Source organism: Pyxidicoccus sp. M6 (genome assembly GCF_055568925.1).
In genome coordinates, this window is record NZ_CM145714.1 from 8,098,321 (window position 1) to 8,114,901 (window position 16,581).

5 protein-coding genes are annotated in these 16,581 nt (G+C 70.6%); 3 read left to right on the plus strand and 2 right to left on the minus strand.

Annotation, left to right across the window (positions count from 1 at the left end; translation table 11 throughout):
- Positions 1 to 140: 140 nt before the first annotated feature.
- The gene (locus ACVTJA_RS31860) at positions 141 to 1,292 is read right to left on the minus strand and encodes an acyl-CoA dehydrogenase family protein (RefSeq protein ID WP_465825301.1); all 1,152 of its coding nucleotides are present in this window, start codon (positions 1,290 to 1,292) and stop codon (positions 141 to 143) included.
- Positions 1,293 to 1,320: 28 nt separating this feature from the next.
- Positions 1,321 to 3,900 (minus strand): DUF5916 domain-containing protein, encoded by a 2,580-nt coding sequence (locus ACVTJA_RS31865; RefSeq protein WP_465825302.1) that lies wholly within the window; start codon positions 3,898 to 3,900, stop codon positions 1,321 to 1,323.
- A gap of 157 nt (positions 3,901 to 4,057) precedes the next feature.
- On the opposite strand from ACVTJA_RS31865, the gene ACVTJA_RS31870 reads away from it, so the two are divergent.
- The 3 genes from ACVTJA_RS31870 to ACVTJA_RS31880 all read left to right on the plus strand — a co-directional run bounded on the left by ACVTJA_RS31870 (position 4,058) and on the right by ACVTJA_RS31880 (position 16,526).
- Entirely contained in the window at positions 4,058 to 4,720 is a 663-nt protein-coding gene (locus ACVTJA_RS31870; RefSeq protein ID WP_465825303.1) for a TenA family transcriptional regulator, read from the plus strand.
- Positions 4,721 to 4,837: 117 nt separating this feature from the next.
- The gene (locus ACVTJA_RS31875; protein ID WP_465825304.1) at positions 4,838 to 6,097 is read left to right on the plus strand and encodes an MFS transporter; all 1,260 of its coding nucleotides are present in this window, start codon (positions 4,838 to 4,840) and stop codon (positions 6,095 to 6,097) included.
- A 4-nt stretch (positions 6,098 to 6,101) separates the two neighbouring features.
- A complete protein-coding gene (locus ACVTJA_RS31880; RefSeq protein ID WP_465825305.1) occupies positions 6,102 to 16,526 on the plus strand; it encodes a non-ribosomal peptide synthetase in 10,425 nt (3,474 codons plus the stop codon).
- Positions 16,527 to 16,581 lie beyond the last annotated feature (55 nt).

The window sequence follows — 16,581 nt, forward strand, 5'->3', positions numbered from 1 at the left end:
CCTGACTCACGGGACATCCCCGTGAAACAAGCTTCGACCGTCATCCGTATCATCCACGAAAAGCCGCCCATCCGTGAAGTGAGCGTGTGATGTGTTTCAACCGCTCGCAATGCGTGGCGCGGCGCGCAAGGGACTCCGCGTCACATCGCAACCATGCTGGCGATGATTTCTTTCATCACTTCAGAAGTCCCCCCGCCAATGGTGAGCATGCGCACATCGCGCCACGCGCGAGCGACGTGTGTCTCTTCGACGTACCCGAGGCCGCCGTAGAACTGCTGGCAGTCATAGGCCACGCGCTGCGCCAGCTCGGTGGTGAGGAGCTTGGCCATGGAAATTTCCTTCACCGGCTTCACCTTCTGCCGCCGCTTGCGCTCGTAGAGGTCCACCGCGTGGTAGGTGAGCCTGCGCGCCGCCTCCACCAGCGTGAGGTGGTCCACGAACTTGTGGCGCCACACCTGGAAGTCCACCAGCCGCTCGCCGAAGGCCTTGCGCTCGCGGCCGTAGCGGATGGCCTCGCGCAACAGCCCGTCCATCACCGCCACGGTGTTGACGGCGGTGACGAGTCGCTCGGCGTGGAAGCTGTTCATGATGAGGGAGAAGCCGTCGTTCTCCCGTCCCAGTACGTAGCGCGCGGGGATGCGGCACTCCTCGAAGAAAAGGACGGCCATGTCCGAGGAGCGCTGCCCCACCTTCTCCAGCTTCTTCGAGACGTGGAAGCCCTTCACGTCCGTGGGGAGCGTCACCAGGGAGACGCCCGTCATGCCCTCGCCGCCGGTGCGCACGGCGAGGACGAGGAAGTCCGCGCGGGCCCCGTTGGTAATCCACATCTTCGAGCCGTTGATGACGTAGTCGTCACCGTCGCGCCGCGCGGTGGTGCGCAGGCTCGCGAGGTCCGAGCCCGCGCCCGGCTCGCTCATGGCCAGCGCGGCGATGCGCTCGCCCGCGAGCGCCGGGGCGAGGAACTCGCGCTTCTGCTCGTCGGTGCCCACCTCGTTGATGACGGGCGTGGCCATCTGCCCCTGCACCATCAACGACATGCTGACGCCGCCATTCTGGCTGCGCGCCAGCTCCTCGGCGAAGACGGCGACGTACCAGGTGTCCAGCCCGCTGCCGCCGTACTTCGGGTCGTGGTCGATGCCGAAGAAGCCCAGCTCGCCGCACTTCTTGTAGACCTCGCGCGGGAAGTGGCCCGCGCGGTCCCACTCCAGCGCGTGCGGCGCCAGTTCCTTCTCGACGAACTGGCGCACCGTGCGGCGGAACGCCTCGTGCTCCGGAGTGAAGCGCGCATCCATGCGGCCAGGTCCCTTCCAGCTCGGCGCCTCACGCGCCCCAGTAGTAGCTCCACTTGAGCATCACCGCGTCCGTCGCCGGGCCATCCAGGAGCCGCTTCGGTCCCAGCGTCGCCGGAGCCACCTCGCCCACCGGCGTGGGCAGTCCCTGCTGGGTGTGCGAGTACACGAGGAAGAGCGTGGAGCCCAGCCGGTACTCCCATCGCGCCACCGCGTTGATGTTCAGCGCCGTGTCGTGGAAGTTGAAGTTGTCCGCGGGCTCCGTGGCCGCCAGCGCGTCCAGGTCGATGCGCGAGCGCGCGGCGTCCGACCGCGCCGTGAAGTAGCGGCCGTACAGGCCATACGCGGTGAAGAGCTGCGCGTAGCCCTGCAGCGTCAGCTTCGGCGACACAATCCACTGCTGCCGCAGTGTGAGGGACAGGTAGCGCGAGTCCAAATCCCCGAGGAGGAACTGGCCGTCGTCCAGGGACGTGACGAAGCGGGGACCGTGCCGCGTCCTGTCGCTGCCCACCTCCACGCGCGTCTGCAGCGCGGGGTGCGGGTTCATCACCGCGTACACGCTGGCCGTCCAGTCCCAGTGCGCGGGCGCGGCGGCGGTGGCGAGCCGGCGGTTGATGCCCGCGCTGCCACCCACGGCCACCGTGCGCGTGGACTTGGTGTTGCCGTAGAGGCCGACGTACGCCACGCCGGTGCGCTCCAGCGGGACGCCGGTGCCGGACAGCTCGCGCACGTCGTAGCCGCCCACGTCGAGCGTACCCTGCACGCCCAGCACGTCGAAGGACGGCAGCAGCGAGTCCACGCTGAGGCTGGCGGACGTGCCGCGGTACACGCCCCGCCCGTCCGCCGTCCACTGGGGCTTCACGGTGAAGGTGGCGAAGAAGTCGTTCAGCGGCCCGAAGCCGTCCGGCTGCGCGTACTGCAACTGGAAGCGCGGAATCGTCGCGTTCTGCGTGCGCTGGAAGCCGGTGGCGTTGAGCTCCAGCTTGGGCAGCGCGAAGTCCACGCCCAGCTCGGGGCGGAAGCCCTTGCCGCCGAAGCGGCCCGCGCGCACGTAGCCACCCATGCCCGTGTCCCCGCGCCGCAGCACCGTGCCGTCGCGCAGCAGGCGCTCCGGCGGCCCCGCCACCGCGCGCGACGCCGTGACGAGGCCCAGCACGCCCCACTGGCTGTCGCCCGTCTTCACGTCGAAGTCCAGCGCCCCCGCCAGCGAGCCTGTCGCCGTGCACGACGCGGGCGGCGGCCCCACCTCCGGCTCCAAATCCTCCGGACGGCACGTCCCCTCGAAGGGCTGCGCCGAGGCGAGCGAGACGCCCACGCGCGAGCTCGTCCCCACCTTCGTGCGCGCCATCGCCACCAGGAAGTTGGTGGTGGCCGTGGGCGCGGAGGGCAGCTCCACGCCGGGCCCCAGGTGCAGCGGCCGGCTGGCCTCGAGGTGCAGCCCGCGGTCCGGACGCTCCTCGTCCCGCTGCTGCCAGGGCGCGGTGACGAGCGCCTCCATGACGCCCACCTGCACGCCCTTCCCCACCGTGCCCGTCATCTTCGCCGCGCCGAGGATGGGCGTCGCCAGGCCGATGCGCCGCGAGTAGAAGAGCGACATCGGCGCCGTGTCGGACGTCATGCCCACCGGCTCGAAGAGCTCCAGCCCCTGCGTGAAGAAGGGCCGACGCTCCGGGTAGAACGACTCGAAGGTGGAGAGGTTGAGCAGGAGCTGGTCCGCCTCCACCTCGCCGAAGTCCGGGTTGAGCGTGGCGCTCAACGTCAAGTCACTCGTCACCGCCGCCTTCGCGTCCAGCCCCACGTCCAGCACCGGGCTGAGCAGCCGGGGCGTGGGCTGGGTGGGCGCGGAGAACTGGGGCCGCATCACGCCGCGAGCCGCCAGGTAGGGCCGCACCTCCCAGCGCGCGTGCGGACGCAGCGCCTCCATACCGGTGAGGTGCCCCAGCCGCGAGGCCACCGCGTTGGTGGTGCGCGGGTTCTCCACCGACTCGATTTCTTCGTTCTTCCGGCCGATGTCGCGGCGCACGGAGAAGCCCCACGTCTGCACCTCCGCCTGGGGAAAGGGCAGCAGCGACAGGGGAATGGCGTACTCGGCCACCCAACCATCCGGGGCGGTCGCCGCCGCCGCGTCCCACACACCGTCCCAGTTCTGCGTGTAGTTGCGGTCGTCGAAGTAGAGGCCGTCGCTCTGCACGCCGCTGGCGCTCAGCGAGAAGACCATGGCCGTGCGGTGGTCATGCGCCGAGTCGATGAGCAGGTGGATGCTGTCGCCGCGAGGCAGGCTGTCACGCCGACCCAGCCGGTAGTCGATGAGCGCCGGCTGCGAGTCGTGCGCGTAGACGCCCACGTACAGCGTGTCGTCGTCGTAGAGGACGCGCAGTTCAGTGCGCTCGCTGGGCGTGGCGCCCGCCTTGGGGAAGCGCTGCACGAAGCCGTCGAACACGGGCGCGGTGGCCCACACCGGCTCGTCCAGCCTCCCGTCCACCGTGACGCGGCCCGGCGTACGCGCCGCGTGGAGGAACTGCTCGCGGCCCGGCCCTTCCAGCGCGGCCTGGCTCACCGTCCCCCACAGCGCTACCAGCAGCGCCGTGCCCCACCTCGCATGAGACGACATGTTCCAGGTAATACCAGCTCTCATGTCGCACATGCAAAACGGCTCTGTTTCATCTGTATACTTAATCGGCAAAAACTGCGATGGCTTTATTTCTCCGTTTTCTCGGACTACGATGATGTATCGTTTGAGGCCCGAGGTCCACACCCCTGGAGACGCCATGCGGAATGAATCCATCGAGGCGGCGCTGAACAAGAATCCCAACCGCGAGCAGCTCCTCAAGCACCGTTTCTTCCAGATGGTGGATGAGCGTGCGCTGTCGAAGGCGCAGGCGGAGACGGTGCTTGGCCAGTGGTGGCACCCGATGCACTACTTCCCCAACTTCCTGGGCCGGTTGCTGGCCGCGTGTCCCCAGTTGGAGATGAAGACGGCCGTCTCACACATCCTCGACCAGGAGGTGGGCGAGGGGAATCCGGCCAACGCGCACGAGCGGCTCTTCATCACCACGATGACGGACGCGGGCCTGGAGCGAGCGGCGGTTTCCGAGGCGGAAATGATGCCCGCGACGCAGCGCCTCATCGACGGCTACAAGCGCGCCACGGACGACTACCTCACCGGCCTCGGCTTCCTCTACGGCACGGAGGTGGCGGACCTCACCATGGTGGCGAAGCTGGGCAAGCTGCTGCGCCGCACCACCGGCCTCAAGTCCCTGCCGTGGGTGGACATCCACGTGAAGCAGGAGCCGGACCACGTGGAGACGGCGGGCCACACCGTGGGGCTCCAATACACGGACGCGGAGATGGCCACGATTGTGCGCGGCGCCGAGGACATGTGGCGTCTGTGGGTGGGATTCTTCGACGAGCTGCACAATCGTGTTGTCTGACATTGGCTCCGCGCGATGCGTCAGTGATTGTCGCCGCGCGATGCGTCAATGACGGTGAGTCAAGAAATCCCTAGTGAGACAGTAAATACAGGGAAGCCCCGGGCAGGCGGTTCCGGGGTGAAGTACAACGAGCCCACCGTGCCCTCGCTCCGACTGTCGCGTCTCTCCTCGCTTCGCGCCCTGAGGCACCGGGACTTCGCCTTCATCCTCGCTGGTGCCACGCTTTCCAACATCGGCACGTGGATGGAGGTGCTGGCCCTGGGCGTCTACGTGACGAAAGTCACGGGCCGCGCGGAGTGGACGGGAGGCATCGCCGCGCTGACGTTCCTCCCCGCCATCATCCTGTCGCCGCTGGGCGGGGCGCTGGCGGACCGGTTCGACCGGCGCCGCTACGTGGCGCTGGGGACGGCGCTCGAGTGCCTGCTGGCCGGCACGCTGGCGACGCTCGCCTTCACCGGCAAGCTCACGGTGGGTGCCATCGCCATCGTGTCGTTCCTCAACGGCTGCGTCACCAGCCTCTTCCTGCCGGCCTTCACGGCGCTCCTCGTCAGCGTGGTGCCGAAGGAGGACTTGCACAGCGCGCTGAGCCTGGACTCCGCGCAGTACAACCTGGGGCGCATCTGCGGCCCGGCGCTGGGCGCGGCGATGGTGACGATGGCGGGCGTGGAGTGGGCGCTGCTCACCAACACCCTCTCCTTCCTCGCGGTGCTGGTGGGGCTGGCCTTCGCGCGAGGCGCCGCGTCCACTGGGGCGCCCTCCAGCAGCGAAAGCCTGTGGACGGGCATCGTCCAGGGCATGAAGGTGGCGCGGGAGGACCCGGGCATCGCGCTGGCGCTGTTGGGCACGCTGTCGGTGGCGCTGTGCATCGCGCCCTTCACCGCGTTGGCGCCGGTCATGGCCATCCGCGTGCTCCACCTGGACGCGGGCGCCACGTCGCTGCTCGTCGGGGCGCAGGGCGCTGGTGCGTTGCTCGCGGCGCTCGCGGCGGGCTCGCTGGCGGACCGCTTCGGCAGGGGGCGCCTGTTGGAGTGGTGCGTGCTGCTCATCGGCCTCATGGCGGCGGCGTACTGGCTGTCGCCGTCACTGCCCTTCGCCGTGCTGGCGGTGCTGGGGCTGGGCAGCCTCTACATGCTGACGAACACGGGGCTGGCCACGCTGTGCCAGTCGCGCGTGCCCGCCGAGATGCGGGCCCGCATCGCCAGCTTCAGCGGCATGCTTCTCTACGCCGGCTTCACCTTCGGCGTGTGGCTGCAGGGCGCGCTGGCGGACCGGCTGGGCGTGCGCCTGGTCACCGCGAGCGCGGCACTGTCCTTCTTCGTCCTCGCGGTGATGTTGCGCTCGCTGCGCCCGCGCACGTTCGCCGTCCTGGAGACCTGAGACCATGAGTCAGCACGAGCGCGCCGCCGCCCCCCAGGCGGCGAAGCCGGAAGCCCTTCCGGGACGCAAGCGTCTGCCCCTCGTTCCCGTCTCGCGCACGGAGCCGCTGCCGCTGTCCTTCATGCAGCAGCGCCTGTGGTTCCTCGCGCAGCTCGAGGGCACCTCGTCCACCTACAACGTCCACTTCTTCGTCCGGCTGAAGGGCCCGCTGGACGTGGGCGCCCTGCGGCGCGCCGTGGCGGACATCGTCCAGCGACACGAGTCACTGCGCACCACCTTCGCCGAGGTGAATGGCCAGCCCGTGCAGCGGGTGACTCCGACGCTGGCGCTGCCCCTGCCCGTGGAGGAGCTGGAGCCCGCGCCCGGGGAGACGCGCGAGGCGGCGGTGCGGCGGCGCGCGGAGGAGGAAGCGCGTCACCGGTTCGACCTGGAGACGGGCCCTCTGGTGCGCGCGACGCTGCTGCGCGTGGCGGAGGACGACCATGTGCTGCTCTTCGTCACGCACCACATCGTCTGCGACGCGGTGTCGTTCTATTGGATGGCCGGTGAGCTGAACACGCTCTACCTCGCGCACTCGCGTGGGGAGGAGCCCCGGCTCCCGGCGCTGCCGGTGCAGTACGCGGACTTCGCGCACTGGCAGCGCGAGTGGCTCCAGGGCGAGACGCTGGAGGCGCAGCGTGCGTGGTGGATGAAGCGGCTCGAGGGAGCGCCGCCCGTGCTGGAGCTGCCCACGGACCGGCCCCGTCCTCCGGCGCAGACGTTCCGTGGCGCCATCCTCCCGGTGCCGCTGCCTCCCACGTTGCCGGCGGCCGTGCGCGAGCTGGCGCGCAAGGCGGGCGTGACGCCGTACATGACGATGCTGGCGGGCTTCGGCGCCCTGCTCTCGCGCTACAGCGGCCAGTCGGACCTCGTGGTGGGCACGCCCTTCGCGGGACGCGGACGGCGCGAGGTGGAGAAGCTCATCGGCTTCTTCGCCAACACGCTGGCGCTGCGGCTGGATGCGTCCGGAGAGCTGTCCTTCCTGGAGCTGCTGCGCCGCACGCGCGAGGGGTGTCTCGCGGCGTTCGGCCGGCCGGACATGCCCTTCGAGCAGTTGGTGGATGCGCTCGTGCCCGTGCGGGACGCGAGCCGCTCGCCGCTGTTCCAGGTGATGTTCGTCCACGTGAGCACTCCGCTGGCCACGCTGAAGTGGCCGGGAATCACCGTGGAGGAGGTCGCGTACGAGCCGGGCGTGGCCCGCTTCGACATCACCCTCTTCTTCTACGAGGACGCGGACGGCTGGGTGGGGCGGTGGGAGTACAACCGCGACCTCTTCGACGAGGCCACCATCCTGCGCATGGCGGCGCACTACACGCGGCTGCTGGAGGCCGCGTGCGCCAACCCCGCGGAGACGGTGTCCCGGCTACCGCTGCTCACGGACGTGGAGCGGCACCAGGTGCTGCGCGAGTGGAACGACACGGCGGTGCCCTACCCCACCGTGCCCACCGTGCACGCCCTCTTCGAAGCCACCGCCGCTCGCACGCCCGAGGCCATCGCCGCCAGCTTCGGTGACTCGCGCCTCACCTATGCCGAGCTGAATCGGCGGGCCAATCGGCTCGCGCACCACCTGCGTGCGCTCGGTGTGGGGCCCGATGAGCGCGTGGGCATCTGCATCCCTCGCTCGCTCGACTTGCCCATCGCCGTGCTCGCCACCCTGAAAGCCGGCGGCGCCTACGTCCCGCTGGACCCGGCCTACCCCGCCGAGCGCCTCGCCGCGATGCTGGAAGCCTCCGGCGCTCGCGTGCTGCTCACCCTGGGCCACCTCCAGGACGTCCTGCCTCCGGGCTCCGCCACGCGGCTCGTCTTGGACTCGGACTCCGACGCCTTCGCGCGGGAGCCGGAGACGAATCCGACGCTCATCACCGGGCCCGGCTCGCTCACCTACGTCATCTTCACCTCCGGCTCCACCGGCGCCCCCAAGGGCGTCGCCATGCACCACGCCTCTCTCGTCAACCTCATCCACTTCCAGTGCCAGAGCTCCTCCGTTCCTTCGGGACGCACCCTCCAGTTCTCCGCCTTCAGCTTCGACGTCTCCTTCCAGGAGATGCTCGCCACCTGGGCCGGCGGCGGTGAGTTGGTCCTCATCTCCGAGGACGTCCGGCGCGACGCGCATGCCCTGCTTCAGCTCATGGACTCGCGCGGCGTGGAGCGCATCTTCCTCCCCTTCGTCGCCCTCCAGAATCTCGCCGAGGTCTCCGAGCAGGACGGCCTGGTGCCCCGCCACCTCAAGGAAATCATCACCGCGGGCGAGCAGCTCCGGATGACTCCCGCGCTGCGCCTCTTCATGAAGCGGCTCCCCGGCGCCGTGCTGCACAACCAATACGGCCCCACCGAGACGCACCTCGCTACGCTCTGCGTCCTCTCCGGCGACGCGGACTCATGGCCGGACCTGCCCCTCATCGGCACCGCCATCGCCAACGCCAGCATCCACCTGCTCGACTCGCACCTTCAGCCGGTGCCCATCGGCGTGCCTGGAGAGCTCTACATCGGCGGCTTTCAGGTGGCGCGCGGCTACTGGGGACGGCCGGACCTCACCGTGGAGCGCTTCCTGCCGGACGCCTTCGGTACGCGCCCCGGCGCGCGCATGTACCGCACCGGAGACTGGGCCCGCTACCGCCCGGACGGAGCCATCGAGTTCCTCGGCCGCCGCGACGCGCAGGTGAAGGTGCGCGGCTTCCGAATTGAACTGGGCGAAATCGAAGCGGCACTCGCCAAGCACCCATCCGTGCGCGACTGCGTGGTGGCCGCGCGCGAGCAGGGGCCGGGCGAGAAGCGACTGGTGGCGTGGGTGGTTGCAACCGAGGGCCAGACGGCGGAGACGGATGCGCTCAAGGCCTTCCTCAAGGAGCGGCTGCCCGAGTACATGGTGCCCTCCGCCTGGGTGCACCTGGACGCCTTCCCCCTGACTCCCAGCGGAAAGGTCGACCGCAAGGCGCTGCCGGACCCCGGGCAGGAGGAGCACGAGGCGTACGTCGCGCCGCGCACGGAGACGGAGGCGCTGGTCGCGCGCATCTGGGCGCCGCTGCTGAAGCTGCCGCGCGTGGGCGTGAATGACCACTTCTTCGAGCGGGGCGGCCACTCGCTCCTGGCCACGCAGGTGGCCTCACGGCTGCGCTCGGCACTGGGGGTGGAGTTCCCGGTGCGCGTGCTGTTCGAGGCCCCCACCGTGGCCGAGCTCGCGGAGCGGCTGGACGCGATGCCCCGAAGCACGGCGGGTGCGCGGCCTCCACCGCTCGTGCCCACGCCGAGGGATGGCGAGCTGCCCCTATCCTTCTCGCAGCAACGGCTGTGGTTCATCGCGCAGCTCGATGCCGGTGGCTTCTCGTACAACGTGCCCTTCGTCTTCCGGCTGGACGGACGGCTGGAGAGCGCCGCGCTGGAGCACGCCCTGCGCGAGCTGACCCTGCGGCACGAGGTGCTGCGTACCACCTTCCCGCAGGTGGACGGCCGGCCGGTGCAGCACATCGCCCCCGAGCCCGTGCTGCGACTGGTGGTGGAGGACGTGTCGGCGCTGCCGGACGACGCGCGCCGGGACACGCTCGCGCGTCGGGCGCGGGAAGAGGCCCAGCGTCCCTTCGACCTCGCGGTGGGCCCGCTGGTGCGCGCGACGCTGATGCGCGCCACGGAGAGCGAGCATGTGCTGCTGCTCGTCATGCACCACATCGTGTGTGACGGCTGGTCGCTGGGCGTACTGCTCCGCGAGCTGAAGGCGCTCTACACGGCGGCCCTCACGGGCGAGTCACCCGAATTGGCGCCGCTGCCGGTGCAGTACGCGGACTTCGCGCGCTGGCAGCGGGACTGGCTGAAGGGCGACGTGCTGGACGCGCAGCTCGCGTGGTGGAAGGGACAGCTCGCGGGTGCGCCCGCGCTGCTGGAGCTGCCGGCGGACCGTCCCCGTCCTCCGGTGCAGGGCTTCCGGGGCGCGCTGCTCCAGGTACCGCTGCCGGAGGCGATGACGGACGCCATCCGGCAGCTGTGCCGCGACGAGGACGTCACGCCCTTCATGCTGCTGCTGGCGTCCTTCCACGCGTTGCTGGCCCGGTACAGCGGACAGGCCGACATCGTGGTGGGCACGCCCATCGCCGGCCGCACGCAGCGCGAGCTGGAGGACCTGGTCGGCTTCTTCGTCAACACGCTGGCGCTGCGGCTGGATGCGTCCGGAGACCCGAGCTTCCGCGAGTGGCTGGGCCGGGTGCGCGAGACGAGCCTCGGCGCCTTCGCGCACCAGGACGTGCCCTTCGAGAAGCTGGTGGACGCGGTGCAGCCCGTGCGCGACCTGAGCCGCTCTCCGCTGTTCCAGGTGATGTTCGTGCTCCAGGACGCGCCGCCCACGGTGGCGCTGCCCGGGGTGGCGCTGGGGCTGATGGACATCGACCCCGGCGTCGCCACGTTCGACCTCACGCTGTACATGCGCGAGACGGCACGCGGCTGGGTCGGCTTCTGGGAATACAACAGCGACCTCTTCGACGAGGCGACGGTGGCCCGAATGGCGGCGCACCACGCGCGCCTGCTGCGGGTCGCGTGCGCGGAGCCGTCTCGGCGCCTGTCCTCGCTCCCGCTGCTGACGGAGGTGGAGCAGCGGCGGTTGCTGGCCGACTGGGACGCACCTGGGACGCAGGTGGCGGAGACCTCGTGCCTCCATTCGCTGTTCGAGGCGCAGGCCGCGCGCACGCCGGACGCGGTGGCGCTCGACTCCGAAGCGGGACGGCTCACCTATCGCGAGCTGAATGCCCGGGCGAACCAGCTCGCGCACCACCTCGCGCGGCGGGGCGTTTGCGTGGGGGACGTGGTCGGCGTGCTGCTGGAGCGCTCGCTGGATGCGCTCGTCTCGCCGCTGGGCGTGATGAAGGCAGGCGCGGCGTACCTGCCGCTGGACCCTGCGTATCCCCGGGAGCGGCTGGAGTACATGCTCGCGGACTCGGGGGCGAAGCGGCTCCTCACCCACGCGGGCGTGCTGGCGCGAACGGGCGCGCTGGACGCCGAGGTGCTGGACGTGGAGGCCCTCCGCGCGGAGGTGGCGCGTGAAGCGGACACGAATCCCAACCGTCCTGTGCCGACCGAGTCGCTCGCGTACCTCATCTACACCTCCGGCTCGACGGGCAGGCCCAAGGCGGTGATGACGCCGCATCGCGCGGTGGCGGCGTATTCGCTCGGCAATGCGCGCATCTATGGGCTGACGCCCGCGGACCGGGTGCTCCAGTTCTCCACGCTCAGCTTCGACCAGAGCGTGGAGGAGATCTTCCCCGCCCTGCTCACGGGCGGGACGGTGGTGCTGCGCACCGAGTCGATGCTGGACCCGGTCGCCTTCCGCGACCGCTGCGAGCAGTGGGGTATCACCATCCTCGTCCTGCCCACGGCCTTCTGGGCGGAGCTGACGGCCGTGCTGGTCAGCGGCGTGGTGCGCCTGCCGCCGTCGGTGCGCGTGGTGGGCATCGGCGGCGAGAAGGTGCCCGCCTCGCGCGTGCTGGACTGGCAGCGCGTGGTGCCCGCGCACGTGCGGCTCACCAACGAATACGGCCCCACGGAGACGACGGTCATCTGCGTGGTGGGCGACCTCGGTCCGGTGCCCGAGGCGGAGCTGCGGCAGGGGCGCGTCCCCATCGGCCGTGCGGCGCCCGGCGTGCGTGCGTGCGTGCTGGACGCGCGGCTGCAGCCGGTGCCGCCGGGGCTCCCGGGCGAGCTGTACGTCGGCGGCATCATCCTCGCGCACGGCTACCTGGGCCGGCCGGACCTCACCGCCGAGAAGTTCGTGCCCGACCCCTTCAGCGCCGAGCCGGGTGCGCGGCTGTACCGCACCGGTGACCTGGTGCGGAGCCGACAGGATGGAAACCTGGAGTACGTGGGCCGCGCCGACGACCAGGTGAAGCTGCGCGGCTTCCGCGTGGAGCTGGGGGAAATCGAGTCCGCGCTGCGCAAGCTCGCGGGTGTGCACGACGTGGCCGTGGTGGTGCGCGAGCCGACACCCGGAGACAAGCGGCTCGCCGCCTACGTGGTGCCTGAACCGGGGGCGGAGGTCCGCGCCTCGTTGCTCCGCGCGGAGCTCCGGCGCGCGCTGCCCGAGTACATGGTGCCCTCGGCCTTCGTCGTCCTGGACGCGCTGCCGCTGACCCCGAGCGGCAAGGTGGACCGCAAGGCCCTGCCCGCGCCCCACGAGGAGGTCGAGCGCGAAGGCTACATCGCGCCGCGCGCGGGCCTGGAGGAGGTGGTGGCCAACATCTGGGCGCCACTGCTGGGCGTGAAGCGCGTGGGCGCGCATGACAACTTCTTCGAGCTGGGCGGCCACTCGCTGCTGGCCACGCAGGTGGTGTCTCGGCTGCGCGAGGTGCTCCAGCGGGAACTGCCGGTGCGCATGCTGTTCGAGGCGCCCACCGTGGCGGAGCTGGCGCGCCGGCTCGAGGCGTCGCGCGAGGACGCGGGGCCTCCGCCGCCTCCGTTGGTGCCCGTGCCACGCGACGTCGCGCCGCCGCTGTCCTTCGCGCAGCAGCGGCTGTGGTTCCTCGCGCGGCTGGATGCCGGGGGCTTCTCGTACAACGTGCCCTTCTTCCTGCGGCTCAAAGGTCCGCTGGACGTCTCCGCACTGGAGCGCGGCCTCGGGGACCTCGTGCAGCGTCACGAGTCGCTGAGGACGACCTTCATCGAGGTCGACGGCGAGCCCGTGCAGCGCGTCTCCCCACAGGGGGAGCTTCCCTTCACCGTGGAGTCCCTGCGAACGGCGTCGGAGGAGCACGTCCGCCTGCGAGCCGAGGAAGAGGTGCGACGCCCGTTCGACCTGGAGCGCGGGCCGCTGGTGCGGGCCACGGTGCTGCGCACGTCGGCGGAAGAGCACGTGCTGCTCTTCGTGATGCACCACATCGTCTGCGACTTCTGGTCGTCGGACGTGCTGGTGCGGGAGTTGAAAGCGCTCTACACGGCACACGCGCGGGGTGAGGACGCCGCCCTCCCCGAGCTGCCGATTCAGTACGCGGACTTCGCGCACTGGCAGCGACAGTGGCTGCGAGGCGAGGTGCTGGAGGCCGAGCGCGCCTGGTGGAAGGCTCAGCTCGCGGGTGCGCCACCGGTGCTGGAGCTGCCCACCGACAGGCCCCGTCCCGCCGTGCAGACCTTCCGTGGGGCGCAGTACCACCAGCGGCTCCCGGCCGAGCTGCCCGTCGCCGTCCAGGAGCTCAGCCGCGAGGTGGGCGTCACGCCCTTCATGCTCCTCATGGCGGGCTTCCACGCGCTGCTCGCGCGCTACAGCGGGCAGCCCGACATCGTCGTCGGCACGCCCATCGCCGGGCGCAACCGTCGCGAGGTGGAAGGCCTCATCGGCTTCTTCACCAACACGCTGGCCCTGCGCGTGAATGCCTCCGGCGACGTCAGCTTCCGTGCGCTGCTGCGCCAGGTGCGCGAGGCGTGCCTCGGGGCGTATGCGCACCAGGACATGCCCTTCGAGCAGCTCGTCGATGCGCTCGTGCCCATGCGCGACGCCAGCCGCTCGCCTTTGTTCCAGGTGATGTTCGTCTTCCAGCAGGGCTCCGCCGCGTGGGAGCTGCCCGGCGTGGCCGTGGAGGAGCTCGCCTTCGAGCCGGGCATGGCGAAGTTCGACCTCACCCTCTTCGTGCGCGAGACGCCCACCGGGTGGACGAGCCTCTGGGAGTACAACACCGACCTCTTCGACGAGGCGACGGTGGCCCGCATGGCCGCGCACTACACGCGCCTGCTGGAAGGCGCGCTCGCGAGGCCGGAGCGGAAGCTGTCCACGCTGCCCCTGCTGGCGGAGGCCGAGCAGCAACCCCTCACCGCCTGGGCGGGAAGGACGGTGCCCTATCCGTTCGCGCCCACCGTGCACGCGTTCTTCGAGGCCACCGTCGCGCGCTCGCCCGACGCCGTCGCCGTCCGCTTCGGTGACTCACACCTGACGTACGGCGAGCTGAACCGCCGCGCCAATCAGCTCGCGCACCACCTGCGCTCGCGAGGCGTGGGAACGGACACGCTGGTGGGCGTCTGCGTCCAGCGCTCGTTGGACCTGCCGGTGGCGGTCCTCGGCACGCTGAAGGCGGGCGGCGCCTACGTGCCGATGGATCCGGCGTACCCCTCCGAGCGCCTCGCGCTGATGCTGAAGACCTCGGGCGCGAAGCTGCTCATCACCCAGCACGCCCTGCGCGGCGCGCTTCCCTCGGGACAGGCCACCCCGCTGTTCCTCGACCTGGAAGGCGCGGCCCTCGCGCACGAGCGTGACGACAACCCGGTGCCCATGGCGGGGCCGGAGTCGCTCACGTACGTCATCTTCACCTCGGGCTCCACCGGCACGCCCAAGGGCGTGGCGCTGCACCATGGGGCGCTGGTCAACCTGCTGCACTGGCAGCTGCGCGACTCGGTGGCGCCGAGCGGCCGGACGCTCCAGTTCTCCGCGCTGAGCTTCGACGTGTCCTTCCAGGAGATGTTCTCCACCTGGGCCGCGGGTGGCGAGCTGGTGCTGCTCACCGAGGAGGTCCGCCGTGACGCGCACGCGCTGCTCGACTTGCTAAAGCACGCCGGAATCGAGCGGCTCTTCCTGCCCTTCGTCGCACTGCAGAACCTGGCGGAGACGGCGGAGCGGGAGGGGCTCACGCCCTCGCGCCTGAAGGAAATCATGGTGGCGGGCGAGCAGCTCCGGATGACTCCCGCCCTGCGGCGCCTGATGCAGCGGCTGGGCGGCGTGCTGCACAACCACTACGGCCCCTCCGAGGCGCACGCCGTCACGTCGCTCACGCTGAAGGGAGACCCGGAGGAGTGGCCGGACCTGCCGTCCATCGGCTGGCCGCTGAGCAATACCCGCATCTACCTGCTGGATGAGCACCTGCGGCCCGTTCCTCTCGGCGTGTCGGGTGAGCTGTACGTCGGCGGCGTCCAGGTGGGCCGCGGCTATCTCGGCAGGCCGGAGCTCACGGCGGAGCGCTTCATCCCGGACCCGTTCAGCACGGAGCCGGGTGCCCGGCTGTACCGGACCGGAGACCAGGCCCGCTACCGCGCGGAGGGGGAGCTGGAGTTCCTCGGGCGCGGCGACTCGCAGGTGAAGGTGCGCGGCTTCCGCATCGAGCTGGGTGAAGTCGAAGCGGCGCTCGCGAAGCACCCGGCAGTGCGCGACTGCATCGTCGACGCGCGGGACGACGGCGCGGGCCAGAAGCGACTGGTGGCGTGGGTCATCGGAGCGGAGGGCCAGCGGCCCGAGTCCGGCACCCTGCGCGCGTTCCTCAAGGAGCGGCTGCCCGAGTACATGGTGCCCGCCCTCTGGGTGCCGCTGGAGGCCTTCCCCCTCACGCCCAGCGGCAAGGTGGACCGCAAGGCCCTGCCGGTCCCCGAGGGAAGCCGCGAGGCATCGCGCGCCTTCGTGGGCCCGCGCACGCCGCTGGAGCTGCGGCTGGTGCGCATCTGGGAAGAGGTGCTGGGCGTGCACCCGGTGGGCGTGCGCGACAACTTCTTCGAGCTGGGCGGACATTCGCTGCTGACGCTGCGCCTCCAGTCCGCCATCCGCGCGAAGCTGGGACGGCCGCTGCCGGTGACAGCGCTCTTCCAGAACCCGACGGTGGAGCACCTCGCGAAGCTGCTGCACGAGGACACCGGGCCCTGGTCTCCGCTGGTGGAGCTGCAAGCGGGAGACGGCCGGCGTCCCTTCTTCTGCGTCCACCCGGTGGGCGGCAGCGTGTTGCCGTACGCGGAGCTGGCGCGACGTCTGGGGCCCGAGCAGCCCTTCTACGGGCTCCAGTCGCACGGGCTGGATGGAGACGAGGCGCTGCCGGAGTCCATCCCCGTCATGGCGAAACAGTACCTGACGGCCGTGCGCGCGGTGCAGCCACGCGGGCCGTACCTCCTCGGCGGCTGGTCCATGGGCGGCTCCATCGCCTTCGAGATGGCGAACCAACTCCGACGCGAGGGAGAAGAGGTGGCGCTGCTCGCGCTCATCGACACCACGGCGGAGCTGCACGGCGGAGGCCCCACCGCGCCCGAGCAGCCAGAGTCGGCGCTGCGAGAGCTGTTCTTCGAGGACCTGCTGCGCGCGGCGGGACAACCCATGCCCGCGCTGGAGGGGAAGGCTCCCGAGGCGAGACTGCGCGCGCTAGAAGAAGCCAGCCAGGCCTTCCCGTATCCGACACTCCGTCGCGTCTTCGAGAACAACCTCCGCGCCGCGTGGACGTATGTGCCTCCGCCCCAAGCCGGCCCCGTCACGCTCTTCATCGCCCGCGAATCACGCTGGGACCACGGTTGGGCGTCACGGGCTCCGGGAGGGCTGACGACGCACGAGGTGCCCGGAGACCACTACTCCATGCTGGCGCGGCCCCATGTGGAGACGCTGGCGGCGCGGCTCGCGGAGTGTCTGGAGGAGGCGCGGGCCCGTATCGAGGGCGACCAGCAGGTGGGCCGCGTGGGCTGAGCGCGCTGCATGTGAGACGCATGTCTCACCGTGTATGAATGGAGTGGTTCGAGTT

Coding starts and splice junctions, on each gene's coding strand:
- ACVTJA_RS31860 (WP_465825301.1), bottom strand. CDS start 1,292: ATGGATGCGCGCTTCACTCCGGAGCACGAGGCGTTCCGCCGCACGGTG.
- ACVTJA_RS31865 (WP_465825302.1), bottom strand. CDS start 3,900: ATGTCGTCTCATGCGAGGTGGGGCACGGCGCTGCTGGTAGCGCTGTGG.
- ACVTJA_RS31870 (WP_465825303.1), top strand. CDS start 4,058: ATGCGGAATGAATCCATCGAGGCGGCGCTGAACAAGAATCCCAACCGC.
- ACVTJA_RS31880 (WP_465825305.1), top strand. CDS start 6,102: ATGAGTCAGCACGAGCGCGCCGCCGCCCCCCAGGCGGCGAAGCCGGAA.